Genomic DNA, 22,553 nt, shown 5'->3' on the forward strand with positions numbered 1-22,553 from the left:
AACCATGCAGCTATGATCCCGATGCGCGATCCGCGAAACAATATCCGACGCGCGGGCGTTAACTTCGTGCGGAGCAGCAACTATGGAGCAATCCATGCCCAGCGGAGGCAAGACGCATATTGGAACCGGTGCGCATGGCAAGGGCGCGGGGAACGGCGCGCTCACCGAAATTCCGAAAGACAAGATCGGCGACAACATGATCCTGTCGAACCGCGACAAGGCGCAGCATTCCGACATCAGGGGCATGGACGGAAAATATATCCAGACCGAACAGTACCAGGATCACTCGGCCAACCGACTCGTGGAGGATGAGGACGAGGGTTAGAGGGTTTACGAGCCGGTCAGCTTCTTCGAGCCGACGAGGTCGCGTTCCCAGCCGAACACGGACCGGCCGTCGAGTTCCGGTGAAGCCGCGCGCTCGGTCGCGATGAAGGCCTCGACCGATGGACCGCGCGTGGTTCGTTCCAGCCGCCGTGCCTGGTCGTCGAGGCGCTTGATCGCCTGCATTTCCTCCTCGCGCCCGAGCTTTGCGTTTGCGATCGCGCCTTTGAGCACACGAATCGTCTCGTCATAGACCTTGATCGGCACGGGGTAGGGGTGGCGGTCCTTGCCGCCATGGGCGAGCGAGAAGCGCGCGGGATCCTTGAAGCGATAGGGCGCGCCGTGCACGACTTCGGCGACCATCGCGAGCGAGCGCACGGTGCGCGCGCCGACGCCGGGCGTCAGCAACAGCTCCGGAAAATCGACAGGACCGCGCTCGGCGACCGCAGCCAGCGTGCCGTGCAGGCGCCGCGCGAAGACATCCTTCGGCCGCACGTCGTGATGCGCGGGCATGATGAGGTGCGGCAGCACGGCTTGCGCGGGTTCGAGGCCGCTCAGACGTTCGAATTCGGACACGATGCGATCGGGGCCGAGACCCGCGAGCAGCTCGAGCTGCGCCGAGCGCGAGACGTCGGCGCGGTGGTCGGTGAGGTTCACAATCTCACCCTGTGCAGGGCCATCGATCGCGCTGTGCGGCGCATCGACAAAGCTGTTCAGCGCCTCGGAGTGCCAGTGATAGCGGCGCGCCTGTCGCTTCTCGCCGTTCATGCCCTGCTGCACGACCGTCCATTTGCCGTCGGCGGTGACGAAGAAGCCATGCAGATAGAGGTCAAAGCCGTCCTGTACCGCGGCGCTGTCGACCTTCGCAACGAGGCGGCTCGCTCGCGTCAGCCTGGCGCCGTCGAAGCCGACGCGATCACCGAGGGCCAGGAGCTCATCCGGCGTCTTGCGCGAGTGCTGGCCGCGCCCGCCGCAGACGTAGATGCCGAGCTCGTTCTGGAGCGGAGTCAGCCCGCGCTTCAGCGCGCCGATTACGGAGGTGGTGATGCCGGAAGAGTGCCAGTCCATGCCCATCACGGCGCCGAACGACTGGAACCAGAAGGGATGCGACAGCCGCTGCATGAATTCGTCGCGGCCGTAATGATGGACGATCGCTTGCGTGACGATCGCGCCCAGCGAAGCCATGCGGCTTGCGAGCCACGGCGGAACCCGCCCGGTGTGGAGAGGGAGATCGGCGCTGCCGGTGCGTCGGGTCATGGCCATTGATAGCCGGATTCTGCCTCGGTTGCACGACGGGAAATGCTGCGTTGCATCCAAACGGGGGAGCGAAGCGCAGCGTTGGGCGTTGAGCGCCAGGTCGCAAGCGGTTTTCCGGAGGCAGGATGGAGATACAACCGATCATCGCAAGGGTCGATGAACTCTTCGGGTGGGTTCCGCCCTGGTTCATCGGCCTCGGCATCATTGCGTGTGCGATGCTGGCGGCGTTGTTCCTGTATCGGATTGCGGCGCAGCTCCTGCGGCGCGCCTTTGCAAGCCGCTTTGCTCTCGTCAATCCGTTCCTCGACCGCACCGCAGGGCCGACGCAGCTTGCGCTCTGTCTCCTGGCTGTCGCCCTCGTCCTGCCATGGGCGCCGCTCGGTGACGAGACGCGTCTGGACCTCAGGCATCTCTTCGTTGTGGCGGTGATCGCGCTGATCGGCTGGATTTCGATCCGGGCGGTCGACATGACGGCGGCGCGCTATTTGCAAAATTTCCGCGACGTCACCGAGAATTTCATCGCGCGCAAGCATGTCACGCAGGTGCGGGTGTTCAAGCGGGTGATCGACACGCTCATCATCATGATCACCATCTCCACGGCACTGATGACGTTCGACTCGGTCAAGCAATATGGGCTCAGCCTGTTCGCCTCCGCCGGCGCTGCCGGGATCATCGTCGGTCTTGCCGCACGCCCGCTGCTCAGCAATCTGATCGCGGGCCTGCAGATTGCGATCACTCAGCCGATCCGCATCGAAGACGCGGTGATCATCGAGAACGAATGGGGCTGGGTCGAGGACATCGCCTCGACCTATGTGGTGGTGCGGTTGTGGGACTGGCGGCGCATGGTGGTGCCGTTGTCCTACTTCATCGAAAAGCCGTTCCAGAATTGGACGCGCGACGCGGCCTCCCTGATCGGCGCCATCGCGCTTCATGTCGATTACCGGGCCGACGTGCCGCGCATCCGCCGCAGGCTGGAGGAGGCGGTCAAGGAGTCGAAGCTGTGGGACGGCGCCGTGGTCAATCTCCAGGTGATCGATGCCGATTCCCGCACCATCCAGCTTCGCGCGCTGGTCAGCGCCAGGAATGCGCCGCAGTCCTGGGATCTGCGCTGCGAGATCCGGGAGAAGCTCGTGGCCTTCATTCGCGATGAGTTGCCCGAAGCGCTGCCACGCGAACGCGCGATCCTGATGCCGACCGGAGATGACGATGCGGAGTTCGTTCGGCGCGTCGTCGCGCCGGAGAAAATGCGGGCGAGCGCGCACAACTAGCCGTGGACTCGCGCCTGCCAGGGCGTGCTCCCTCTGGATATCGTTCATGATCGGCTCACCCAGCATCTTCCAGCGTTCCTTGGGACGAACGTCCGTGCGGGCCGCCTGCGCCCGCGCGCTGTCACCCATCGTTTTTGTTGACGAGACCTGATCTTTTGTACGATAGTACAAATCACATGGCACGCAAGTCCACCAGCAAAGAGACGGCCCGCAAGCCGAACATGCGCGAGGCGATCCTCGCCGCGGCGGAAGATTTGTTCGCGACCAACGGCTTCAACGCCGTGTCGGTGCGCGATATCGCGCAGGCCGCCGGGGCCAACCCCGGCAGCGTCACCTATCACTTCAAGACCAAGGACGGTCTGCTGCTCGAGATCTATCGCCGCCATTGCGGACCGATGAATCTCCGCCGGTCCGAGCTGCTAGCCGCCGCCAAGCGCGTGCGCGATCTCCAGGACCGGCTGGAGGCGATCGTGCGGGCCTATATCGTGCCGGCCTTCACCTCGGGGAGCGATCTTGCCGGCGGCGGGGCGCGGTTCACGCGGCTGCGCGCCGTGATGTCGGCCGAGGGCAACGAGGTGGCGCGGCGCATCATCGCGCAGACCTTCGACGACACCAGCCACGCCTTCATCGACGCGATCCATGAGAGCCTGCCGCAGGTGCCGCGCACCGAGATCGTCTGGCGCAGCCATTTCCTGCTCGGTGCCCTCTATTACTCGCTGGTGACGCCGGAGCGCGTCTCGCGCCTGTCGCGCGGCGAGGCCGACGGCAGCGATGCGGCCGCCGCGATCGAGCAGCTCGTTCGGGCGACAGTGGCCTCGTTCCAGGCGCCGGCGCTCGACCAGGCCGCGCCGGCACGTCGGCGCTTAGCGGCCGACAGCAAGACGTGAACCGGTCGCCAGCGACGCGAAGAGCGAAAGGCCCGTCGTTGGGCGAGCGCGGACACGAGCTCCTTGTCGACAATCCCGCGTGCCTGTTCAAGTTGACCTGTAGACATCAGATGTACACGCCGACCATTCCGCCGCCCGATCCAAACACGCGCACGCCGAAATTCAAGTTGCCGCCGCTCGCCTGCGACGCGCACTGCCACATCTTCGGCCCGGGCTCGAAATATCCGTACGCGCCGGACCGCTCCTACACGCCGCCCGACGCGCCGCTGGAGGATTTCAAGGCGTTGCACGCCAAGCTCGGCGTCGGGCGCGCCGTCATCGTCAATGCCAGCGTGCACGGCACCGACAACACCGTTGCGCTCGATGCGATCGCGCAGAGCAACGGTGCCTATCGCGCCGTGGCCAATATCGATGACACCATCACCGAGCGGGGCCTGCGTGCGTTGCACGAAGGCGGTTTCCGCGGCTGTCGCTTCAATTTCGTCCGCCATCTCGGCGGCGTCCCGGACAAGGGCGTGTTCGACCGGGTGATCGCGATGGTCGCGCCGCTCGGTTGGCATATCGACCTGCATTTCGATGCGATCGACCTGCCGGACTATGCCGACATGCTGGCGAGGCTTCCGGTGCGCTACACCATCGATCACATGGGACGGGTGAAGGCGTCCGAGGGGCTCGACCAGCTTCCGTTCAGGATCCTTATCGACCTGATGCGGCGCGACGAGAAATGCTGGGTCAAGATCTGCGGCTCCGAGCGCGTGTCGTCGGCGGGCCCGCCCTTCGCCGATGCCGTGCCGTTCGCACGCAGGATCGTCGAGACCGCGGCCGACCGCGTCATCTGGGGCACGGATTGGCCGCATCCCAACGTCAAGGTGATGCCGAATGACGGCGACCTCGTCGACTTGATTCCGCTGTTCGCGCCTGAGGCGGCGTTCCAGCAGAAGATTTTGGTCAGCAATCCGGCCCGCCTGTTCGAGTTCGGAGAATGACGGCGCTCTCGACAAGCCGTGCAGCCGCGCCTGGTGGAAGGAGCTCTGGGTCCAGGTTCTCCTCGCCATGGCGGCCGACGGCGAGGCCGTGCCGGCCGCAGGGTCGTGATGAATTGGCTGCTTGCGCTGCGCAGGGAGCAAGTCAAGCTCTTGAAGAGATGAAAGGGGAGTTTGTCTCATGAAGACAGGTCTTGTGATTACCGCGCATCCCGGCGACTTCGTCTGGCGCGCGGGCGGCGCCATCGCGCTGCATGCCAGGAAAGGCTACCGGATGAAGATCGTCTGCATGTCCTTCGGTGAGCGCGGCGAGAGTCAGTTCGCCTGGAAGGAGAAGGGCGCGACGCTGGAATCGGTAAAAGCCGGCCGCAAGGACGAGGCCGAACGCGCCGCCAAACTCCTTGGCGCCGAGATCGAGTTCTTCGACTGCGGCGACTATCCGCTGAGGCTGAACGAGGCGCATTTCGACCGCATGGTCGACATCTACCGCGAGCTCAGCCCGAGCTTCGTGCTGACCCATGCGCTGGAGGATCCCTATAATTTCGACCACCCGAATGCGGCGCATTTCGCGCAGGAGACCCGCATCGTCGCGCAGGCCATGGGCCACAAGCCCGGCGCGCAGTACAAATATGCCGCACCGCCGGTGTTCCTGTTCGAGCCGCATCAGCCCGAGATGTGCAATTTCAGGCCGAACTTGATTCTTAAGATCGACGAGGTCTGGAAGGAGAAGTACGAGGCGTTCCAGATTCTCGCCGCGCAAAAGCATCTCTGGGGCTATTACGAGCGCGTCGCGCTCAACCGCGGCATCCAGGGCAGCCGCAACACCGGCGTGCCCATGACCTATGGCGAGGCTTATCAGCGCCTGTTCCCGACGGTCGAGGAGGTCTTGGCATGAAGCCGGTCGTTGTCCGCAACATCAAGCGCGCCGACCCCGCCGGCATGGCGGTCTATGGCGTCTCCACGGTGCACGAGGCGATTGGCCGCCTCGGACTGATGAAGCCCTATATGCGGCCGATCTGGCCCGGCGCGCAGATCGCCGGCCCAGCGGTCACCGTATTGGCGCAGCCCGGCGACAACTGGATGATCCATGTCGCTGTCGAGCAGTGCAGGCGGGGTGACATCCTCGTCGTCGGCTGCACCACGGATAACACCGACGGCATGTTCGGCGACCTGCTCGCCACCTCGCTTCACGCGCGCGGCGTGCAGGGGCTCGTCATCGATGCCGGCTGCCGCGACGTCAAGGCGCTGCACGAAATGAATTTCCCGGTATGGTCGCGCGCCATCTCGGCCAAGGGAACGGTCAAGGCGACGCTCGGCTCGGTCAACATTCCCGTGGTCTGCGCCGGCGTCAATGTCGAACCCGGCGATATCGTGGTCGCCGACGACGACGGCGTCGTGGTGGTGCCGAAGCGGCTCGCGGCCGAGGTCGCCGAGAAGGCCAGGAAGCGCAATGCGGACGAGAGCGGCAAGCGCAACCGCCTCGCCTCGGGCGAGCTCGGCCTCGACATGTACAACATGCGCGAGGACCTGGCGAAGGCCGGGCTCGTCTATCTCGACAATCCCGAGGACGTCTGAGCAGACGGGAAGCGGAGCGGGCTGATGGATCGTCTCAAGCTGCGGACCGTGCTCGGCAGTCATCCGCATGTGCAGGCCTTGAAGAGCGGCGAGCTCCGCTCCGACCGCTTCGATCTCGACTTCATCGAGTACGCGCCGACCAATACGGCGTTCAAGCCGATGGTGCGGGAGCAGGCTTTCGACGTCTGCGAGATGGCGATCGCCACCTATCTGATGGCGAAAGCCCACGGCAAGCCGCTGGTGCTGTTGCCGGCGACCATGCTCGGCCGCTTCCAGCATGCTTACGCGTTGTACAATCCCGAGCGCGGCACGCTCGGCCCGTCAGACCTCGAAGGCAAGCGCGTTGGAATCCGATCGTTCACCACCACGACCGGCGCCTGGATCAGGGGCATTTTGGCCAACGACTACGGCGTGGACCTCCACAACATAAAGTGGATCACCTTCGAGGACCCCCACGTGGCCGAATATGTCGACACCACCGAGCGCGCGCCGAAGGACAAGACGATCCTGCAAATGCTGCTCGATGGCGAGCTCGACGCCGTGCTCGGCGAGGCCTCGAACGATCCGCGCCTCAAGCCGCTGTTCCCCGATCCGGCCGCGGAGGCCGCGACTTGGTACGCGCGGCGTGGTGTGGTCCCGGTCAATCATCTCGTGGTCGTGACCGAGGCTTTGGCAAGATCGCGCCCTGATGTCGTCTCGGGCGTGTACGATCTCCTGAAAGCAGCCAAGGCGAAGGCAGGCGTGGCCGGGTCGCCCGATCTCCTGCCGTTCGGGGTCGAGGCCAACCGAAAGGCGTTGGAGTTGATCATCGACTATGCGTATCAGCAGGCCCTGATCCCGCGCCGCTTTGCGGTCGAGGAGCTCTTTGACGATTCAACGCGAAGGATGAACTGATGTTGGACGATCCCAGGCGGTGGCAGATAGGACTGGTCGGCTATGGCGAGGTCGGCAAGATCCTTGCGGAAGACTTGCGTCAGCAGGACATCAAGGTCGCAGCCTTCGACCTCAAGCTCGGGAACGGGCAGGGCGTGGCCTTGCGCGATCACACCACGAAGCATGGTGTCAAGCTGGCCGCCTCGCACGCCGATCTGACGGCAAGATGCGACCTCATCGTCTCGGCCGTGACCGCGAGCCAGGCTGTGTCGGTGGCGCAGGCCTGCGCCGCGGCGATCAACCAGCGCCGCTGGTTTCTCGACTTCAACTCGGCCTCGCCGGGCGCCAAGCAGCGCGCCGCGAAGCTGATCGATGACGCCGGTGGACGTTATGTCGAGGGCGCGGTGATGACCTCGGTGCCGCCTTTTCGCATCAAGGTGCCGCTGCTGCTCGGCGGCCCCGGTGCACGCGAGCTCGAGCCGCTCCTCAATTCGATCGGCTTTGCCGCCAAGATCGCGAGCGACAAGCTCGGCGTCTCCTCGGCGGTGAAGATGTGCCGGAGCATCATGATCAAGGGCCTGGAAGCCATGGTGATCGAGAGCTTTACCACCGCGCGCGCCTATGGCGTCGAGGATGCGGTGCTGGCTTCGCTCGCGGAGACCTTTCCCGGGATCGCCTGGGAGAAGCAGGGCGCCTATTTCTTCCAGCGCGTGATCGAGCACGGCCGCCGCCGCGCCGAGGAAGTGCGCGAGGTCGCCGAGACCGTACGCGAGGCGGGGCTGACACCGTGGTCGGCGCAAGGTACCGCCGAGCGGCAGGCCTGGGTCGCCGATCTCGCCGACGAGGGGCTGTTCGGCACAAAGGGCACCAAAGAGTTTGCCCGCAGCGCCGATTGGCGCACCGAGGCCGACCGGATCCTGGCGAAGATCAAGCGTGAGGGATGACGGCGCGCGGCTTGCCGCGGTCTGACGGCGGAAACAGAACGGCCTGACGCAGTTCGAACACCGGCCTTCCGTTCTTGAAGCCCATCGTGATATCGGGCAGCTCGGCAATGGCAAAACGGCTGTCGCGCGTATCGAGCACGACGAAGTCGGCGGGATTGCCGACCTTGATGCCATAGTTCTTCAAGTTCATCAGCCGGGCCGGCAGTTCGGTGACGAGGTCGAGGCAGGTGTCGAACTCGCCAACTGGTGCATGCGCGACGTTGGCGTAGAAATTCGCCATCCGCAGCAGCGAGGCATCCCCGAAGGGCGTGAAGGGATTGAGCACGTTGTTGGTCGCGACCGAGCACAGCACGCCGCTCGCGACGAGCTTGTGGGCGACCGTGATCCCGCGAGGCACGTTGTGGGTGGCGTCGCGGCCCATCAGATAGAGATCGGTTGCGGGCAGCACCGTGACCGCGACACCGGTTTTTGCCAGACGCTCGACCACCGGTTTCAGGCGCACCGGCGGCAGCGCAGACAGCTTGGTGGCATGGCCGATTGCGACGCGTCCCTGATAGCCGCGTTGCTCGGTCTGCCGGCACACTTCATCGAGATGCGACCAGGCTGTATCCAGGTCGAAGTCGAGGTGGAGATCGACATCGACGTCGAACTCCTGCGCGAGGTCGAAGATGCGCGCGAGATGCGCGGTCGGATCGGTGTCGGTATAGGGGCAGCCACCGATCACCTCGCCGCCGTCGCGCAGCGCCTGGATCAGTAGCTCCTCGGCGCCGGGATCATTGGTCAGCCCCTCCTGCGGAAAGACGCACAGCGAGAGATCTAGTGCCCAGGCATAGTCGTGCTTCAGTGCCTTGACCGCCTCGAAGCTGCGCAGGCCGATCCGCGGATCGATCTCGACATGGGTGCGCATCCGCGTCGTGCCATGCACGATCGCGCGCTCCAGAGCCCTGGCGCCGCGGGCATAGACGTCCTCGACCGTGAAATCGCGCTTCATCGCCGAGACCGCGCGGATGGCGTCGCTGAGAGTGCCGTGCTCGTGCCCGCAGCGGCCGAGCAGGCAGGACTTGTCGAGATGGATGTGGCTATCCACGAAGCCGGGCAGTACGAGCCGCCCTTCGAGGTCGATCTCGACGGCTTCGGCCTGAAGGCACGGCTCGATCGCGGCGATCTTGCCTTGGGAGATGCCGATATCCGCAGCAGCTGTCGCGCCGCGCATCAGCGCGTTGCGAAAGATCAGGTCGAGGGTCCGCGTCGTCATGGCACCAGCACTTTGCGGCGTGAGCGTACAGGAATGTGCCATGCGGGGCGCCACCAGAATTCCGGCAGTCTAGCGAGGGAAATGTTCAAAAAATATGCATGCGTTCGAGCAGACCGGCGGTAGTATCCCGCATCTTTCGGAGAAGCCGCTATGTCCGTTGCCGCAAAAGCCCCAAGCAAGACCATGTCCGACGCCGAGATCGTCGAAGCCTATCTGACGGCCTCGATGATTCCCGATCCGGAGGCCGCGGCGGTCTACATGGCACCCGGCACGGTGATCACCTTCACCGGCGGGCGCGAGTTCGATCATCCGCGCGGGCCGGTCGGCTTCAACGCCAAGCGCTATCGCTGGGTCAAGAAGAAGATGGAGCGGTTCGACGTCTGCCCCGGCGAGGGCGAGACCGTGGTCTACAGCGTCGGCACGCTCTACGGCGAATGGCACGATGGCACGTCCTTCGAGGGCAACCGCTATGTCGATCGTTTCGTGGTGAAGGGCGGCAAGATCACCAAGATGGACGTCTGGAACGACAGCGCCGAGCGGATCCTGGTTCAGCGCGGCATCGACGCGTAGGGCGCGGTGGGAGGGGGGATTGAGGGGAAGCCTCCGCAAGTCCGGCCGTCCCCCTGTTTCCACGGAGACGATCCGTCATTCCGGATTGTACGACTATGGCATATTGCGAGTGATTTGCCCGACGCGTCAAGTTATTTCGTAAAATCCGCAAACGTCATCCGACAGCCGCTCTTGCCTTTGCATGGGGTTGTTTTTCGATTTTTGATGAAAGGCCAACCAGCCCGGTCCCGCGGCCCTTCTGCGGGCGAGGTGAGGACCGGCTCAGCCCTGGCGGCGCAGGAAGCCGGTGATGGTGACTTTCTCCCAGATGCCGGCCGCGGCAAACGGATCGGCGCGGTTGAAGGCCTCGACCTCGGCCCGTCCCGGCGCTTCGATCAAGAACAGGCTGCCGATCATCTTCTCGCCGTCGTCGGAGACGAGCGGACCGGACATCACGATCTTGACGCTGAAGCGTGAGCTGTCCGACAGGAAAGCCTTGTGCGCGTCGTAATTGGCGAGCCGGGTCGGCAGGGCGCCGCCGCGGTCGATGGCGTGGATGGCAAACAGCATGATGTCTCCGGACGATATGTTGGGGACGGCCGTATTGAACGGCCGTCCCGATTTTCGAAAGAGCGAGCTTGCTTTGCGCCGAGCTTTTGCGCCTCTTCCCAGGTCGGGCACGCGCGCTGCTCGAGCGGCACGTCGAAAGGCCCGAAATTGTCCTTGGTGATGACGGTGGGTTTCAGCACGACCTCGGCGGTGTCATTCTTGTTGCCCGTTGGCGCCTCAGGCGGCGCGTCCCTGTCGTTCGATATCCTGCACCAGCCGCTGCCCCGATCGTGCGAGCAGCTCCTTCTTGGTCTCCAGCCCGTCAACCAGCAGACGGCCATTCCATTTCTTCCAGACGCCACCGATCATGACGGCCTCGATATTGGTGAGGCTCGTCTGCATCACCGCGGTGGCGACGGGATCGTGCACCGGGACGAGGTTGAGATCGGAGGTATCGATGATAACGAGATCGGCGAGTTTGCCGGGCGTCAGTGAGCCGATCTGGCCGTCGCGGCCGAGCATGCGGGCGCCCTCCAGCGTGATCCAGCGCAGCGCTTCGCGCACCGGGATCGTCGTCGTCGCCGGAATGGTGCCGTGGTTCTTGCGGGATTCTGCGTTGTCGAGCGCCCGCTGCATCGACAGCGCGACGCGCGCGGCGGAGAAGAGATCGCCGGCCAGCACGGATTCGAGGTCGATTCCGATCGAGGGGCGGACGCCGCGCTTCAGGAGTCGTCCCGTGATCGGAAAGCCGTGGCCCTGGATCATCTCGTTCTCGGGCGTCACCGAGAAGGAGACGCCGAGATCGACGAGGCGTGCCAGAAGATCATCGGGCAGGTCGTTGCCGTGGACGATATTGACGTTGGGTCCGGCGAGACCAGCCTCGATCAGCTTCTCCCAGCCACCCGGCGTCTTGGCCGGACCGCCGCCCTGGTGCATCGATGCGATCAGTTTGAGCTCCTGCGCCAGGCGGAAATCATGCATGGCGACGTCGAGCGTTGAATAGTGCGGGCCTAGAATGGCCAGTCCGAGCGTGACGAGGCCGTCGCGATCGGCGAGGGGCCCCGCCAGCAACCGCTCGACCTCACGGCGGGGATGCGGGATCTCAGAGAAATGCGGTTCGCCCGGTTTGGGCTCCGGCTTTGGCGAGCCGTGGAAGAAAGCGGCGCGGATGCCGCTCTCGATCAGGCCGCGCACGGCAGCGTCGGTATGGCCGGGCGTCGGATTGTTGTGGCACCAGTCGACCAGTGTGGTGGTGCCCTGATTGATCTGGTTGAGCGCGCCGACGAGGGTCGCGATGTAGATGTCGTCTGGGCGGAACACTGTCGCCAGCCCGGCATGCATGCGGCGGAAATATTCGAGCAGCGTCCAGTTGGCGGCAAACCCGCGCAAGGCCGTCTGCCAAGTGTGCATATGCGCGTTGATCAGCCCGGGGATGACGATGCGACCGGTGCCGTCGACGATCTCTGTTTCGGCTGTGCGGCTGCCGAGGTCGATCTTCGGGCGCACCTCGACGATCCGGTTGTCTTCGATCAGCACATCGCCCGTGCGCAGATCGCCGATCGCATCGTCCATGCTGATGATGGTTGCGGATCTGATGAGCGTGCGCCGCATCGCCTCAGGCCGCCGCTTGGGTTGCGGCCGGCGGCTCTCCGGCCCAGGCCCGCGCGATCAGATCTCGAATGGCATTGCGCTCGAGGGGGCGCGGATTCCAGTAGGCGTTGGTGACTGCGAGATCGGCCGCCTTGTCGATACCACCCTCGGCCATGCCGATGTCGCGCAGCGCCAGCTTTGCATGCAGCCGCTTCGCGAGATCGTACAGCCCCCGCGCTGCATCGGCCGCGCCGATTGCGCGCGAAATGCGCATCATCGCGTCGGGCACGGCGGGCGCGTTGTAGGCCAGCGCATGCGGCAGCACGATGGTGTGGGTCTCGGCGTGCGGCAGGTCGAACGTGCCGCCGAGCGTGTGGCAGAGCTTGTGATGCAAGGCCATGCCGACCGTGCCGAGGCAGACGCCGCAGAGCCAGGCGCCGTAGAGCGCCTCGGTCCGCGCTTCGCGGTCGTCGCTCTTCGCGGCAATGGCGGGCAGGGCACGCGCGAGGGCACGGATGCCTTCTTCCGCCATCAGCGTGGTCACGGGATTGGCGTCGCGCGCGTAAAGCGCTTCGACCGCATGCGCGATCGCATTGATGCCCGAGGTCGCTGTCAGGCCGACCGGCAGCGTCAAGGTCAGGTCGACATCGTAGATCACGGTCTCCGGCAGTACGGCCGCATCGCGCACCGTGGTCTTGAGACCATTCTCGGTCTGGCCGACGATCGGCGTCATCTCCGAGCCGGCATAGGTGGTGGGTATGCAGAGCTGGTTGACGCCGGTGCGTAAAGCCAACGCCTTGCCAAGGCCCGTGGTCGATCCGCCGCCGAGCGAGACGACGCAGTCGGCCTCGCAAGCCTTCATCGCCGCGAGCGCCTGCGCGGTGACTTCGACCGGGGTGTGCATGGTGGCGCCGGCAAACAGGCCCGCATAGAGCGGGCCGAGTGCCGCGCCGAGGTTCCTGCCTTGCGCCTCCTGCTGCGACGTCGTCAGCACCAGCGCGCGCTTGCCGCCGAGCCGCTCGACCTCGGCCTTGGCCGCCGCAAGCGTTCCGCTGCCGAACACGACGCGGCAGGGGAGGTTTTCAAAGGTGAACGAACCGATCATGCGGCGTCTCTTTGATGGGATAATCGACCTAAAAGCGGCCGGTGCGCAAGTCGCCAAGCGCCTCGCGCACGCGCAGGTGCTCCGGATGGGTCGCATAGGGGCAAGCGCGGTCTGGTCGGCGAATTCGGAGAACAGCACGACGTTGCAGGCGTAGTCGACATCACTGACGTCGAGGCCGACCCCGAGATGGGCGAGGCCGTCGATCCGGCCCCTCAGGCCCTCGAACAGGCCGATGACCGCCGCTCGCTGTCCGATCACGGCCTGTCATATGCGACCGCGATTCCGCTCATGGTGCTGTCGAGGCAGGGAACTTCGGTGCGTCAGGGCATGCTCGCCGACGAATTGGGGATCGAGGGACCTTCCCTGGTGCGGCTGATCGATCTGCTCGAGATCGAGGGTCTGGTAGAACGCCGCGAGGATCGGGCCGACCGGCGTGCCAAAACGCTACACCTCACAGCAATTGGTAAAGCCAAGGTCGAGGAAACCAACCGCGTCCTGCGCCGGGTGCGGGCGAGACTGCTCAAGGATATCGGAGCCGAGGAACTTGCGATAACCTTCACGACGCTCCAGCGCATCGAACAGCGCGCCAGCCGCCTGCATGACGCGAAGACTGGTTCAGAGTCGAAATAATCATGCGTGTTGATGAGCCGTTCCTTGTCCGCCACGCGGACCTAATCTTTGCTTTGAAGACGTTTGCCGCGTCGATGCTGGCGCTCGTCATCGCGCTATGGATGGACCTGCCGCGGCCCTATTGGGCGATGGCAACCGTCTACATCACCTCGCAGCCGCTCGCCGGCGCCACCAGCTCGAAGGCGTTCTTCCGCGTGATAGGAACGCTGGTCGGAGCCACGGCGACGGTGGCCATAGTACCCAATCTCGTCGACGCGCCGGAACTGCTCTGTCTCGCAATCGCATTGTGGGTCGGTCTTTGTCTTTATGTCTCGCTGCTCGACGGCACGCCGCGCAGCTATCTCTTCATGCTGGCCGGCTACACGGTTGCGCTGATCGGCTTTCCCTCCGTCTCCGACCCCGGAAACATCTTTGACACCGCGCTTTCGCGCATGGAGGAGATCTCGCTCGGCATCATCTGTGCGAGCCTCGTCTCGACCGTCGTGTTTCCCCGCAGCGTCGCGCCGGCCGTCGCCGCGCGCGTCGACAACTGGCTCCGGGACGCGCGCCGCCTCAGCCACGACACACTGCTCGGTCGCGGCACCGACGAAGCACGCCGCACGCTCCGGCTGCGCCTTGCCACCGACATCGTCGAGATCGATACGCTCGCGGTCCATCTCGGCTATGACCGCCTGGCGGACGCCGAGGCCGTCACAGGCCTGCGTGAAATCCGGTTGCGGATGCTGATGCTCTTGCCGGTGATCGCCTCGATCGAGGATCGGCTGGCCGCGCTTGGCGAACGGGGTCTCCAGGCGCAGCCCGAACTGAACCGCCTTCTTGGGGATCTCGGCACATGGGTGTTGGAGGACTCGCGGCGGCCGGCCGGGCCGATCCGCGCCACGATCGAGGCGCGGCAGGCGGCGCTGGACGGCAACGCCTCCTGGGAGCGGATCATAACGACCAGCCTCCTGTCGCGATTGCGCGAGCTTGTCGATCTCTCCCGTGACTGCCGCGCGTTGAGCGAGGCGATCGCCGCGGGCCGCAGGATTTCGACGGTCGATCTCGTCTTCCGTCCCGAGGCTGATGCTGCGGCCGTGCGTCATCGCGACCGCGGCCTGGCGCTGTGGTCGGCGGCCGGTGCCGTCATCGCCATCCTGATCTGTTGCGCCTTCTGGATCGGGACCGGCTGGCCGGATGGCGCCTCGGCGCCGATGATGGCGGCAGTGGCTTGTTGCTTCTTCGCCGCCCAGGACGATCCCGCGCGCTTCATCCGCAGCTTTGGCCTGTGGTCGCTGGTCGCGATCGTCGTGGTCGCGATCTACCTCTTCGCGCTGGTGCCCGCGATCTCCCATATCGAGGTCCTGATCGTCGCGCTGGCGCCGACCTTCCTGCTCTATGGCCTCCTGATCGCGCGGCCTGCGACGACGGGCGCCGGCATGGCGCTCGCCGCGAACACGGCGACGCTGCTCGCGCTGCAATCGACCTACAGCGCGGATTTTGCCGCCTATGCCAATTCCGCGCTCGCATTTTTCATCGGCGTCGTCGTTGCCGAGCTCGTGACCCGGATCGCGCGCGGGGTGGGAGCGGAGTGGGTCGCCAAGCGTCTGGTGCTGTCGAGTTGGAAGACGCTGGCGGTCGCCGCCGAGCGCCGCGGCAAGCACGATCGCGCGGAATTCGCGGGCCTGATGCTGCACCGGATGGGATTGCTCGTGCAGCGTATCGCCTTCGTTTCGGAGGCCGACCGTCGCGATACCGAGAGCCTGGCACAGCTGCGCATCGGACTCAACATCATACACCTCAGGCGGGCTCGCTACGGGATCGCAGCATCCACGCTCTTCGTTCTGGACGATATGCTGGATCAACTCGCCGCCGCATTCCGCCGCTATGTCGGCGGCGGCATGCCGCCCGAGCTGCTCGCGCGCATCGACGCTGCGCTTGCTGCGGCCGTCGAGGATCCCAACCCGCAGGCGCGGGAGGACGCGCTGCTCGGGCTCGTCGGCATCCGGCGCGGACTGTTTCCGGAGGCGCCGGCCTATCGCCCGCAGCGAGGGGAGAGCTTTGCGGCATGAGGTACGAGATCGACATTTACGGCGTGCTCGTCCCGGCGCTGCTCTTGTGGCTGATCGTGGCGTTTGCGCTCAGCGCTCTCTTGCGCAGGCTGATGCAGCGCATCGGCCTCTACCGGCTGGTCTGGCATCGCGCGCTGTTCAATTTCGCGCTGTTCGTCTGCATTCTTGGCGGCGTCGTGTATCTTTCGGAGTTTCTGCCATGAGGGGGAATTTCGCCTGGCTCGGCCGGGTTGCCTTGACGGTGCTTGTGGTCGTTGCGGCGATCGCCGTCGGCCGCGGGCTTTGGGCCTACTACATGGAGGCGCCGTGGACGCGCGACGGGCGCGTCCGCGCCGACGTGGTCCAGGTTGCGCCCGACGTGTCAGGTTTCGTCACGGAAGTTCTGGTCAAGGACAACCAGAAGGTTCACCGCGGCGACGTCCTCTTCCGCATCGATCGGGAGCGCTTTGCGCTGGCGCTGCAACAGGCCGACGCAGCGTTGGCCGGCCATCGCGCCACGCTCGACCAGGCCAATGCCGACCTGAAGCGCTACAGCGCGCTGACCACCGACGCGGTCTCGCAGCAGAAGCAGGAGCAGGTGCTGGCCACGCAGTTGCAGGCCAAGGCGACCTACGATCAGGCGGTCGCCGACCGTGCAGTGGCCCAGCTCAATCTCGATCGCAGCGACGTGCGGGCCTCGGTGAACGGCGTCATCACCAACATGGACTTGCGGCCGGGCGCCTATGTGACGGCCGGCAAGGGCGTGATGGCGCTGGTCGACACCGACACGCTGCATGTCGAGGGTTATTTCGAGGAGACCAAGCTCGCGCGCATCCGCATTGGCGACAAGGCGCAGATCCGCCTGATGGGTGAACCCGTCAGGCTCGCCGGCCGCGTCGAAAGCATCGCTGCAGGCATCGAGGATCGCGACCGCGCCGCGGGCGCGAATTTGCTCGCCAACGTCAACCCGACCTTCAGCTGGGTGCGTCTGGCGCAGCGCGTTCCCGTGCGGATCGCGCTCGACCAGATCCCCGACAACGTCGCACTCGTCGCCGGCCGCTCGGCGACCGTCGAGGTGCTGAACTAACGTTGCGCATCCCCTCTTTTGTGGGCTAACTGGTCTGAATTGTCGGAAGAGCAACGTCCGCGGCGGAGGAAGCATCGATGTCATTGGACAATCACAAGACCGGCACAACCGGCGCATCCAACATCGACATCGCAACGCTCCGTGCGCGCTATCGCGACGAGCGCGACCGGCGTCTGCGCGCCGAGGGCAAGGCGCAATATGTCGAGATGACCGGCGAATTCGGCCACTATCTCGACGATCCCTGGGCCGATCCCGGCTTTGCGCGGCAGGCAATCAGCGAGGAAACGGAGGTCGTCGTGGTCGGAGGGGGCTTCGGTGGCCTGTTGTGCGGTGCGCGCTTGCGCGAGGCCGGCATCGACGATTTCCGCATCGTGGAAAAGGCCGCGGATTTCGGCGGCACCTGGTACTGGAATCGCTATCCGGGCGCCGCCTGCGACACCGAGAGCTACATCTATCTGCCGCTGCTGGAAGAGACCGGTTACATGCCCGTGCGAAAATATGCGCGCGCGCCCGAGATCTATCAGCACTCGCGCCGGATCGGCCGCCATTTTGACCTCTACGGGCGCGCAGTGTTCCAGACCGTCGTCTCGCGGATGGAATGGCGGGAAGAGGAGGCGCGCTGGCTGGTCGAGACGGATCGCGGTGACAAGATCCGCGCCCGCTTCGTCATTCTTGCCGGCGGGCCGCTCAGCCGGCCGAAGCTGCCGGGAATTCCCGGCATCGAGAGTTTCAAAGGCCACAGCTTTCACACCAGCCGCTGGGACTATGCCTATACCGGCGGCACCGCGGAGGGTGCGCTGACGGGACTGGCCGAAAAGCGCGTCGGCATCATCGGCACCGGTGCGACTGCCGTGCAGTGCGTGCCGCATCTCGGGCGTTCGGCAAAGGAGCTCTACGTCTTCCAGCGCACGCCGTCCGCAATTGGGGTGCGCGACGACCGGCCGACAGATGACATTTGGGCGAAGAGCTTGAAGCGCGGCTGGCAACGCGAGCGCATGGACAACTTTACGGCTGTGATCTCCGGCGAGCCGTTCGAGGAGGATCTGGTGCAGGACGGCTGGACCGGCCTGCTCGGCGAAATCCTGCTCGCGCCTCGCCGTCAGCCGGAGCCCGTGACCTCGCTCGAGCAGGTTCTCAAGGTGATCGAGCAGGCCGATTACCGGAAGATGGAAGAGATCCGCGCCCGCGTCGATGCCGTGGTGGAGGACCCCGCAACGGCCGAAGCGTTAAAGCCCTGGTACAAGGCGTTCTGCAAGCGGCCGTGCTTCCACGACGAATATCTCGACACCTTCAATCGTCCAAATGTGCATCTGGTCGACACCAAGGGCCACGGCGTCGAGCGGATCACCGAAAATGCCGTTGTCGCGGGCGGTAAGGCTTATGAGCTCGACTGCCTGATCTATGCCAGCGGTTTTGAGGTCGGCACCGACTATGCCCGCCGCATGGGATTTGAACTCTATGGCCGCGGCGGCCTCAGCCTGACCGAGCGCTGGCGCGAGGGCGTGAAGACCATGCACGGCTTCTACAGCCGCGGCTTTCCCAACTGCTTCCTGATCGTCACCGTGCAGGCCGGCCAGAGCGCCAACTTCCCGCATATCATCGACGAGCAGTCGCGCCACATCGCCTATGTGATCAAGGAGGCGCGCACGCGCGGGGTGCGGACGCTGGAGCCGACGCTCGCCGCCGAGAACGCCTGGGTCGAGGAGGTCGTGAAGGCCGCGATCGGCCGGCAGACCTATCTCGCCGAATGCACCCCCGGCTATTACAACAACGAAGGCGTGTTCGATCCGATCGCCGCGCGCAACAGCCAGTATTGGCGCGGGCCGGTGGCGTTCCTGCGGCTGCTCGACAAGTGGCGCAAGGAGGGCAATCTGGAGGGACTGGAATTGACCCATGCGACCGCTGCCGGGACCGGCAGCTCTCCGGTGCCGGCTTGAGCGGCGTAGCCCCGACGCTGAGCGGCGCGACGCGGCTCTATGTCATCGTCGGCGATCCCATCGCCCAGGTGCGCTCGCCCGCAGGGCTCACAGCCGCGTTCGCCGCGCGTGGGGGCATCACGGCGACTGGTACCGACATGTATCGGCAGCAGCAGAGCATCATGGTGGATTTTCTGCTCGGCGGTTGACCTCGCGAATGTCAAGCGTCGAGCAGCGTGCGGTTTGCGCGCGGCGGGGCTTGAGCGATCGGAGCAGGCGTAGGATCATGCCGTGAAGGCAGGCGAATGCCGGCAATTGGTTGATTGCGAGCAGGGCGGATGCCCCGGAACAGAGGAACGAAAATGAACAGGGGCAGAGTTGCAACGGCCGCGCTCGGCGTGATCGCACTGTTCGCACATCTCGCGACGGCCGGCGCTGCGCAATGCGGCAACGGGCCCGGCGGTTTTGAAGGCTGGAAGCGCGAGTTCGGCGAGGAGGCCCGTGGCAAGGGCATCGGCGCGACAGGCGTCGGCGCGTTGATGCAGGTCAATTACGCGAGTGCGACAATTGCGGCCGATCGCAGCCAGCGCAGTTTTTCGCTCTCCCTCGAGCAATTCCTGGCCAAGCGCGGCGCCTCGACCATCGTGGCGCGCGGACGCTCGCTCAAGCAATCGCAGGCCGCACTGTTTGCCTCGATCCAGCAGCGCTATGGCGTGCCGCCGGGGCCGCTGATCGCGATCTGGGGCATGGAGACCGGATTCGGCAGCCAGCGCGGCAATCAGAACATGCTATCCTCGATCGCGACGCTCGCCTATGACTGCCGCCGTCCGGAGTTCTTCACCGATCAGCTCTATGCGGCGCTGAAACTGATCGACCGCGGCGCGCTGTCGCCCGCGCAACGCGGCTCCATGCATGGCGAGGTCGGCCAGACCCAGTTCATGCCCAAGAACATCCTGGCCTATGGCACCGGGAATCTCGACGTTGCCGCCAATGCGCTGAATTCGACCGCGAATTTTCTGAGGGCCCATGGCTGGCGCGCCGGCGCCGGCTACCAGCCGGGCGAGCCGAACTTTGCGGCCATTGAAGCCTGGAATGCCGCCGGCGTCTACCAGAAGGCGATCGCGCTGATGGGGCGGCAGATCGATGGGGAAGGGGCGCGATAGCACCCCGTCTCAGGAGTGTGAGGTGCGGTAGGCGTCGAGCGCGTGCGCTGCAAAAACGCCGATGCTGCAAAGGGCGAGGAGGCCGGAGATCAGCTCGATCATAGCTCGTCCTCCCGCACCGGCAGGGCGACCAGATATTGGCCGCAGGAATAGTCCCAGATCAGATCGAGGAAGAATTGCATGGTGGCCGTCCCTGTATGATTTTGGCGACCAGCATAGTGGGGGTCTGTTTCAGGCGTATTTCGTGGTCTTGGAAAGAGGTTTCGTGGGAACCGCCAGGGCTGCAAGCTGGGCTGTGCCGCTGCTAATTTCCAGCTTTCCGCAAGAGGATATCGAAGCGCGGGAGGGGCAAGACGGAGCCGGTTCGTGTTTACGAGTTGATGTCGCTTGCCGGTCAGCTCGAGCCGTCCAGGGCGGAATTGCGCGAGGCATTTGCGGAGGGGCTCGCCGCGTATCGCCGCCAGGATTGGGATGGAGCGCAGATGCACTTCGAAGCATGCCTGCGCATGATGCCTGATGATGGGCCGGCGCGCGTTTTCCTAGAACGGGTTGGCGTCTTGCGGTCCTCGGCACCGGCACCCGACTGGGATGGTGTCTGGCATCATACCAAAAACTAGGTGAGGGCAAGGTGAAGCACCTCAGATGCGAAGGGCAGCGTTCTTGAGCTTGCGGGAGTGCCTGTGGAAGTTAAGCTACCGATCGCCTTGAGCGGCATCGCGGTCGGGTTGTGCTAGGTTGCGAGGCAGCCACGATGGAGTCGGTTCGAGTCGAAAGGATTGCGTTCGTTGCAAGCGTCGTCGCAGTGCTCGCGGCGCTTGCTGCGGGACGGCTGCCGCGCTGGCTGCGCATCACCCTTGTGTTCAGCCTCGCGATACTGGCCTGCGCCACGGGTCTTGTCGGATATCGATATGCGACCCATCCCACCACGCTCACGGTGGCGACTGGTTCGATTGACGGCGATGCAACGCGATTGATGTCGGCCATCTCGGCCCGAATGGCCGACGCCGGCGCGCCAGTGCGAGTCAAGGTCATCGACAAGGGGACGGCGCTCGATGCCGGGAACGCGTTCGCAGGTGGCGAGACCGACCTGGCCGTCGTCAGGGCTGACACCGGAGATCTGTCGTCCGCGCGGACCGTGGTGGTCATGGCTTACGCCGTGACGCTGCTTGCCGTTCCGCCCGGAAGCAGCATCGACACCATGGACGCACTCAAGGGAAAAACCGTCGGCGTGATCGGCGCGACTGTGAACCAGCCGCTCGTCGCGGCGATCGTCAAGGCCTACGACCTCGATCGGGCCAAGGTGAGCTTCAAGGATATCTTGCCCAAGGATACTGCGCAGGCGCTGCAGGCGAGGCAGCTGCAGGCTCTACTGGTGGTGATGCCCATATCCGAAAAATACCTCGGCATGCTCCGCGATGTCTTCCCGCGCAGCGCAAAACTGAGGCCTGGGCTCGTGCCAATCGAGCTGGCCGGAGCGATCGCCGCCTCTGCCGGGGCGTATGAGAGCTACGATCTGCCGAAAGGGACACTTCGAGGTTCGCCCGCAATCCCGGATGAGGATCTGACGACATTGCGCGTCCCGTTCTACCTCGTTGCAAACAAGAAACTCGGAGAAACCGTCGTGGCTGCCCTGGCAAAGTCGATGATGGATGTTCGGCGCGATTTGGTCGGGGAGTATCCGCTGCTCGCCCAGATCGCCCCCGCCAGCGCAGATAAGGATGCCTATATCCCGATCCATCCCGGGGCGGCCGCCTATTTCGACGGTGAGCAGCAATCCTTCCTGGATAAATATGCCGACAAGCTCTTTTATCTGTCGATGATTCTCGGCTTCGTCGCCTCGGCGCTCGCGGCTTTGTGGAAGTTCATGATGAAGGACTCCGGCGTTGCGGAGGATCGTCCGCTGACGCGGCTCTTCAGACTGACGGAGGAGATCAACGCCGCGAACAGCGAAGCTGAACTGGCGGACGCCGAATGGAAGATCGATGAGATCCTGAAATTGGAGCTTGAGAAGTACTCACGCGGCGAGGCTGAGGCCGCCGAGTATGCGGCTCTTGGGCTGGCAACCCAACGTCTCGAACGGCTCATCAGTCAACGGCGCGCCGGACTGGGCGGTCGAGCCCGGGCGGCGATCTAGCTCGAGCAACAATTCCGGACACCGCGAGAGTCGGGACATCCGCTCGCGCCCCCGTCGTTGGCGCTGGCTGAGGCGGCTCTGCTCACTTTTGGAGATCGTTCACGTACTGCCGGGACTTGCTGAACGGTTGGGACCAGCACTGGGTCCTTTCTGGCCGAGCCGGTGAGGAGCCGCCGCGAAAGCGGTCTCCTGGGGCCCGAATTGTAGGCCGGTTGCACGGTCCACGATGGAATAGACGGTCCGTCGTCTGCGGCGAAAAGCCCGTTCGGATCAAGCTGTTGGCAGATTTGCCGAGTCTGGCTGGGGAACCTGGATTCGAACCAAGACAAACAGAGTCAGAGTCTGTTGTGCTACCGTTACACCATTCCCCACCGAAGTAGCTGATACTGCTAAGCTTTCTTCGGAAGTTTTGCAATCCTGGGCAAAAGTTTTGCAAACTG

Annotated in this window: 21 protein-coding genes, 1 tRNA gene and 3 pseudogenes; 17 read left to right on the top strand and 8 right to left on the bottom strand. The window is 64.8% G+C overall.

Features of this window, described 5'->3' with window-relative positions; translation table 11 throughout:
- Nucleotides 1-94 precede the first annotated feature (94 nt).
- Nucleotides 95-325 carry a hypothetical protein gene (locus tag QA640_RS19765; RefSeq protein ID WP_283042255.1) on the top strand — a complete coding sequence of 77 codons (231 nt, stop codon included), beginning with the start codon at nt 95-97 and terminating at the stop codon, nt 323-325.
- A gap of 5 nt (nt 326-330) precedes the next feature.
- On the opposite strand, the gene QA640_RS19770 is transcribed toward QA640_RS19765, so the two are convergent.
- Nucleotides 331-1,578, bottom strand: coding sequence for a DUF763 domain-containing protein (locus QA640_RS19770; protein WP_283042256.1), 1,248 nt, complete (start codon nt 1,576-1,578; stop codon nt 331-333).
- Nucleotides 1,579-1,703: 125 nt separating this feature from the next.
- Between QA640_RS19770 and QA640_RS19775 the strand changes: the two genes are divergently transcribed.
- The 7 genes from QA640_RS19775 to QA640_RS19805 all read left to right on the top strand — a co-directional run bounded on the left by QA640_RS19775 (nt 1,704) and on the right by QA640_RS19805 (nt 8,108).
- Entirely contained in the window at nt 1,704-2,846 is a 1,143-nt protein-coding gene (locus QA640_RS19775; protein ID WP_283042257.1) for a mechanosensitive ion channel family protein, read from the top strand.
- Between the two features lie 176 nt (nt 2,847-3,022).
- Nucleotides 3,023-3,733: a TetR/AcrR family transcriptional regulator gene (locus QA640_RS19780; RefSeq protein ID WP_283042258.1), complete on the top strand. Its 711-nt coding sequence runs from the start codon at nt 3,023-3,025 to the stop codon at nt 3,731-3,733.
- Between the two features lie 110 nt (nt 3,734-3,843).
- Nucleotides 3,844-4,719 carry an amidohydrolase family protein gene (locus tag QA640_RS19785; protein WP_283042259.1) on the top strand — a complete coding sequence of 292 codons (876 nt, stop codon included), beginning with the start codon at nt 3,844-3,846 and terminating at the stop codon, nt 4,717-4,719.
- A 178-nt stretch (nt 4,720-4,897) separates the two neighbouring features.
- Nucleotides 4,898-5,611, top strand: a complete 714-nt coding sequence (locus tag QA640_RS19790) for a PIG-L deacetylase family protein (protein ID WP_283042260.1) — start codon at nt 4,898-4,900, stop codon at nt 5,609-5,611.
- Nucleotides 5,608-6,291 carry a 4-carboxy-4-hydroxy-2-oxoadipate aldolase/oxaloacetate decarboxylase gene (locus QA640_RS19795; RefSeq protein WP_283042261.1) on the top strand — a complete coding sequence of 228 codons (684 nt, stop codon included), beginning with the start codon at nt 5,608-5,610 and terminating at the stop codon, nt 6,289-6,291. Before QA640_RS19790 ends, QA640_RS19795 begins: the two co-directional genes overlap by 4 nt.
- Nucleotides 6,292-6,315: 24 nt before the next feature.
- The gene (locus tag QA640_RS19800; protein WP_283042262.1) at nt 6,316-7,185 is read left to right on the top strand and encodes a hypothetical protein; all 870 of its coding nucleotides are present in this window, start codon (nt 6,316-6,318) and stop codon (nt 7,183-7,185) included.
- On the top strand, nt 7,185-8,108 hold the full coding sequence (locus QA640_RS19805; RefSeq protein WP_283042263.1) for a DUF1932 domain-containing protein: 924 nt from the start codon (nt 7,185-7,187) through the stop codon (nt 8,106-8,108). Before QA640_RS19800 ends, QA640_RS19805 begins: the two co-directional genes overlap by 1 nt.
- Here QA640_RS19805 and QA640_RS19810 read toward each other — a convergent pair.
- Nucleotides 8,092-9,363 (bottom strand): amidohydrolase family protein, encoded by a 1,272-nt coding sequence (locus tag QA640_RS19810; protein ID WP_283042264.1) that lies wholly within the window; start codon nt 9,361-9,363, stop codon nt 8,092-8,094. The two genes, QA640_RS19805 and QA640_RS19810, sit on opposite strands and share 17 nt — an antisense overlap.
- A 150-nt stretch (nt 9,364-9,513) precedes the next feature.
- Between QA640_RS19810 and QA640_RS19815 the strand changes: the two genes are divergently transcribed.
- Nucleotides 9,514-9,933 (top strand): nuclear transport factor 2 family protein, encoded by a 420-nt coding sequence (locus QA640_RS19815; RefSeq protein ID WP_283042265.1) that lies wholly within the window; start codon nt 9,514-9,516, stop codon nt 9,931-9,933.
- 261 nt (nt 9,934-10,194) lie between these two features.
- On the opposite strand, the gene QA640_RS19820 is transcribed toward QA640_RS19815, so the two are convergent.
- From QA640_RS19820 to QA640_RS48345, 5 genes and pseudogenes are all read right to left on the bottom strand, one after another.
- The gene (locus QA640_RS19820) at nt 10,195-10,482 is read right to left on the bottom strand and encodes a YciI family protein (protein ID WP_283042266.1); all 288 of its coding nucleotides are present in this window, start codon (nt 10,480-10,482) and stop codon (nt 10,195-10,197) included.
- A 71-nt stretch (nt 10,483-10,553) separates the two neighbouring features.
- A pseudogene (locus tag QA640_RS19825) lies at nt 10,554-10,670 on the bottom strand (sugar ABC transporter substrate-binding protein); the annotation flags it as partial.
- A gap of 28 nt (nt 10,671-10,698) precedes the next feature.
- Nucleotides 10,699-12,072 (bottom strand): amidohydrolase family protein, encoded by a 1,374-nt coding sequence (locus QA640_RS19830; RefSeq protein WP_283042267.1) that lies wholly within the window; start codon nt 12,070-12,072, stop codon nt 10,699-10,701.
- A 4-nt stretch (nt 12,073-12,076) separates the two neighbouring features.
- The gene (locus QA640_RS19835) at nt 12,077-13,156 is read right to left on the bottom strand and encodes a maleylacetate reductase (protein ID WP_283042268.1); all 1,080 of its coding nucleotides are present in this window, start codon (nt 13,154-13,156) and stop codon (nt 12,077-12,079) included.
- Nucleotides 13,157-13,184: 28 nt separating this feature from the next.
- A pseudogene (locus QA640_RS48345) lies at nt 13,185-13,402 on the bottom strand (Dabb family protein); the annotation flags it as partial.
- On the opposite strand from QA640_RS48345, the gene QA640_RS19840 reads away from it, so the two are divergent.
- From QA640_RS19840 to QA640_RS19875, 8 genes and pseudogenes are all read left to right on the top strand, one after another.
- A complete protein-coding gene (locus QA640_RS19840) occupies nt 13,343-13,786 on the top strand; it encodes a MarR family winged helix-turn-helix transcriptional regulator (RefSeq protein WP_283042269.1) in 444 nt (147 codons plus the stop codon). The pseudogene QA640_RS48345 and the gene QA640_RS19840 overlap by 60 nt on opposite strands.
- Nucleotides 13,787-13,788: 2 nt before the next feature.
- On the top strand, nt 13,789-15,834 hold the full coding sequence (locus tag QA640_RS19845; protein ID WP_283042270.1) for an FUSC family protein: 2,046 nt from the start codon (nt 13,789-13,791) through the stop codon (nt 15,832-15,834).
- Entirely contained in the window at nt 15,831-16,037 is a 207-nt protein-coding gene (locus tag QA640_RS19850) for a DUF1656 domain-containing protein (protein WP_283042271.1), read from the top strand. Before QA640_RS19845 ends, QA640_RS19850 begins: the two co-directional genes overlap by 4 nt.
- The gene (locus QA640_RS19855) at nt 16,034-16,900 is read left to right on the top strand and encodes an HlyD family secretion protein (protein WP_283042273.1); all 867 of its coding nucleotides are present in this window, start codon (nt 16,034-16,036) and stop codon (nt 16,898-16,900) included. Before QA640_RS19850 ends, QA640_RS19855 begins: the two co-directional genes overlap by 4 nt.
- 77 nt (nt 16,901-16,977) lie before the next feature.
- Nucleotides 16,978-18,837, top strand: coding sequence for an NAD(P)/FAD-dependent oxidoreductase (locus tag QA640_RS19860; protein WP_283042274.1), 1,860 nt, complete (start codon nt 16,978-16,980; stop codon nt 18,835-18,837).
- A pseudogene (locus QA640_RS19865) lies at nt 18,834-18,947 on the top strand (shikimate dehydrogenase); the annotation flags it as partial. The gene QA640_RS19860 and the pseudogene QA640_RS19865, both read left to right, overlap by 4 nt.
- 231 nt (nt 18,948-19,178) lie before the next feature.
- The gene (locus QA640_RS19870) at nt 19,179-19,979 is read left to right on the top strand and encodes a lytic murein transglycosylase (protein WP_283042275.1); all 801 of its coding nucleotides are present in this window, start codon (nt 19,179-19,181) and stop codon (nt 19,977-19,979) included.
- Between the two features lie 994 nt (nt 19,980-20,973).
- Nucleotides 20,974-22,113: a TAXI family TRAP transporter solute-binding subunit gene (locus QA640_RS19875; RefSeq protein ID WP_283042276.1), complete on the top strand. Its 1,140-nt coding sequence runs from the start codon at nt 20,974-20,976 to the stop codon at nt 22,111-22,113.
- Between the two features lie 297 nt (nt 22,114-22,410).
- Here the strand turns inward: QA640_RS19875 and QA640_RS19880 are convergent.
- Nucleotides 22,411-22,484: transfer RNA gene (locus QA640_RS19880), tRNA-Gln, on the bottom strand.
- Nucleotides 22,485-22,553: the final 69 nt, after the last annotated feature.

Source organism: Bradyrhizobium sp. CB82 (genome assembly GCF_029714405.1).
GTDB lineage: Bacteria > Pseudomonadota > Alphaproteobacteria > Rhizobiales > Xanthobacteraceae > Bradyrhizobium.

What these genes read in the sequence shown, in the direction of transcription:
- QA640_RS19875 (WP_283042276.1), top strand. Translation starts at nt 20,974, where the DNA reads ATGGCCGACGCCGGCGCGCCAGTGCGAGTCAAGGTCATCGACAAGGGG.
- QA640_RS19785 (WP_283042259.1), top strand. Translation starts at nt 3,844, where the DNA reads ATGTACACGCCGACCATTCCGCCGCCCGATCCAAACACGCGCACGCCG.
- QA640_RS19870 (WP_283042275.1), top strand. Translation starts at nt 19,179, where the DNA reads ATGAACAGGGGCAGAGTTGCAACGGCCGCGCTCGGCGTGATCGCACTG.
- QA640_RS19830 (WP_283042267.1), bottom strand. Translation starts at nt 12,072, where the DNA reads ATGCGGCGCACGCTCATCAGATCCGCAACCATCATCAGCATGGACGAT.
- QA640_RS19845 (WP_283042270.1), top strand. Translation starts at nt 13,789, where the DNA reads ATGCGTGTTGATGAGCCGTTCCTTGTCCGCCACGCGGACCTAATCTTT.
- QA640_RS19765 (WP_283042255.1), top strand. Translation starts at nt 95, where the DNA reads ATGCCCAGCGGAGGCAAGACGCATATTGGAACCGGTGCGCATGGCAAG.
- QA640_RS19775 (WP_283042257.1), top strand. Translation starts at nt 1,704, where the DNA reads ATGGAGATACAACCGATCATCGCAAGGGTCGATGAACTCTTCGGGTGG.
- QA640_RS19780 (WP_283042258.1), top strand. Translation starts at nt 3,023, where the DNA reads ATGGCACGCAAGTCCACCAGCAAAGAGACGGCCCGCAAGCCGAACATG.
- QA640_RS19810 (WP_283042264.1), bottom strand. Translation starts at nt 9,363, where the DNA reads ATGACGACGCGGACCCTCGACCTGATCTTTCGCAACGCGCTGATGCGC.
- QA640_RS19855 (WP_283042273.1), top strand. Translation starts at nt 16,034, where the DNA reads ATGAGGGGGAATTTCGCCTGGCTCGGCCGGGTTGCCTTGACGGTGCTT.
- QA640_RS19800 (WP_283042262.1), top strand. Translation starts at nt 6,316, where the DNA reads ATGGATCGTCTCAAGCTGCGGACCGTGCTCGGCAGTCATCCGCATGTG.
- QA640_RS19860 (WP_283042274.1), top strand. Translation starts at nt 16,978, where the DNA reads ATGTCATTGGACAATCACAAGACCGGCACAACCGGCGCATCCAACATC.
- QA640_RS19770 (WP_283042256.1), bottom strand. Translation starts at nt 1,578, where the DNA reads ATGACCCGACGCACCGGCAGCGCCGATCTCCCTCTCCACACCGGGCGG.
- QA640_RS19805 (WP_283042263.1), top strand. Translation starts at nt 7,185, where the DNA reads ATGTTGGACGATCCCAGGCGGTGGCAGATAGGACTGGTCGGCTATGGC.
- QA640_RS19790 (WP_283042260.1), top strand. Translation starts at nt 4,898, where the DNA reads ATGAAGACAGGTCTTGTGATTACCGCGCATCCCGGCGACTTCGTCTGG.
- QA640_RS19820 (WP_283042266.1), bottom strand. Translation starts at nt 10,482, where the DNA reads ATGCTGTTTGCCATCCACGCCATCGACCGCGGCGGCGCCCTGCCGACC.
- QA640_RS19850 (WP_283042271.1), top strand. Translation starts at nt 15,831, where the DNA reads ATGAGGTACGAGATCGACATTTACGGCGTGCTCGTCCCGGCGCTGCTC.
- QA640_RS19815 (WP_283042265.1), top strand. Translation starts at nt 9,514, where the DNA reads ATGTCCGTTGCCGCAAAAGCCCCAAGCAAGACCATGTCCGACGCCGAG.
- QA640_RS19840 (WP_283042269.1), top strand. Translation starts at nt 13,343, where the DNA reads ATGGGCGAGGCCGTCGATCCGGCCCCTCAGGCCCTCGAACAGGCCGAT.
- QA640_RS19835 (WP_283042268.1), bottom strand. Translation starts at nt 13,156, where the DNA reads ATGATCGGTTCGTTCACCTTTGAAAACCTCCCCTGCCGCGTCGTGTTC.
- QA640_RS19795 (WP_283042261.1), top strand. Translation starts at nt 5,608, where the DNA reads ATGAAGCCGGTCGTTGTCCGCAACATCAAGCGCGCCGACCCCGCCGGC.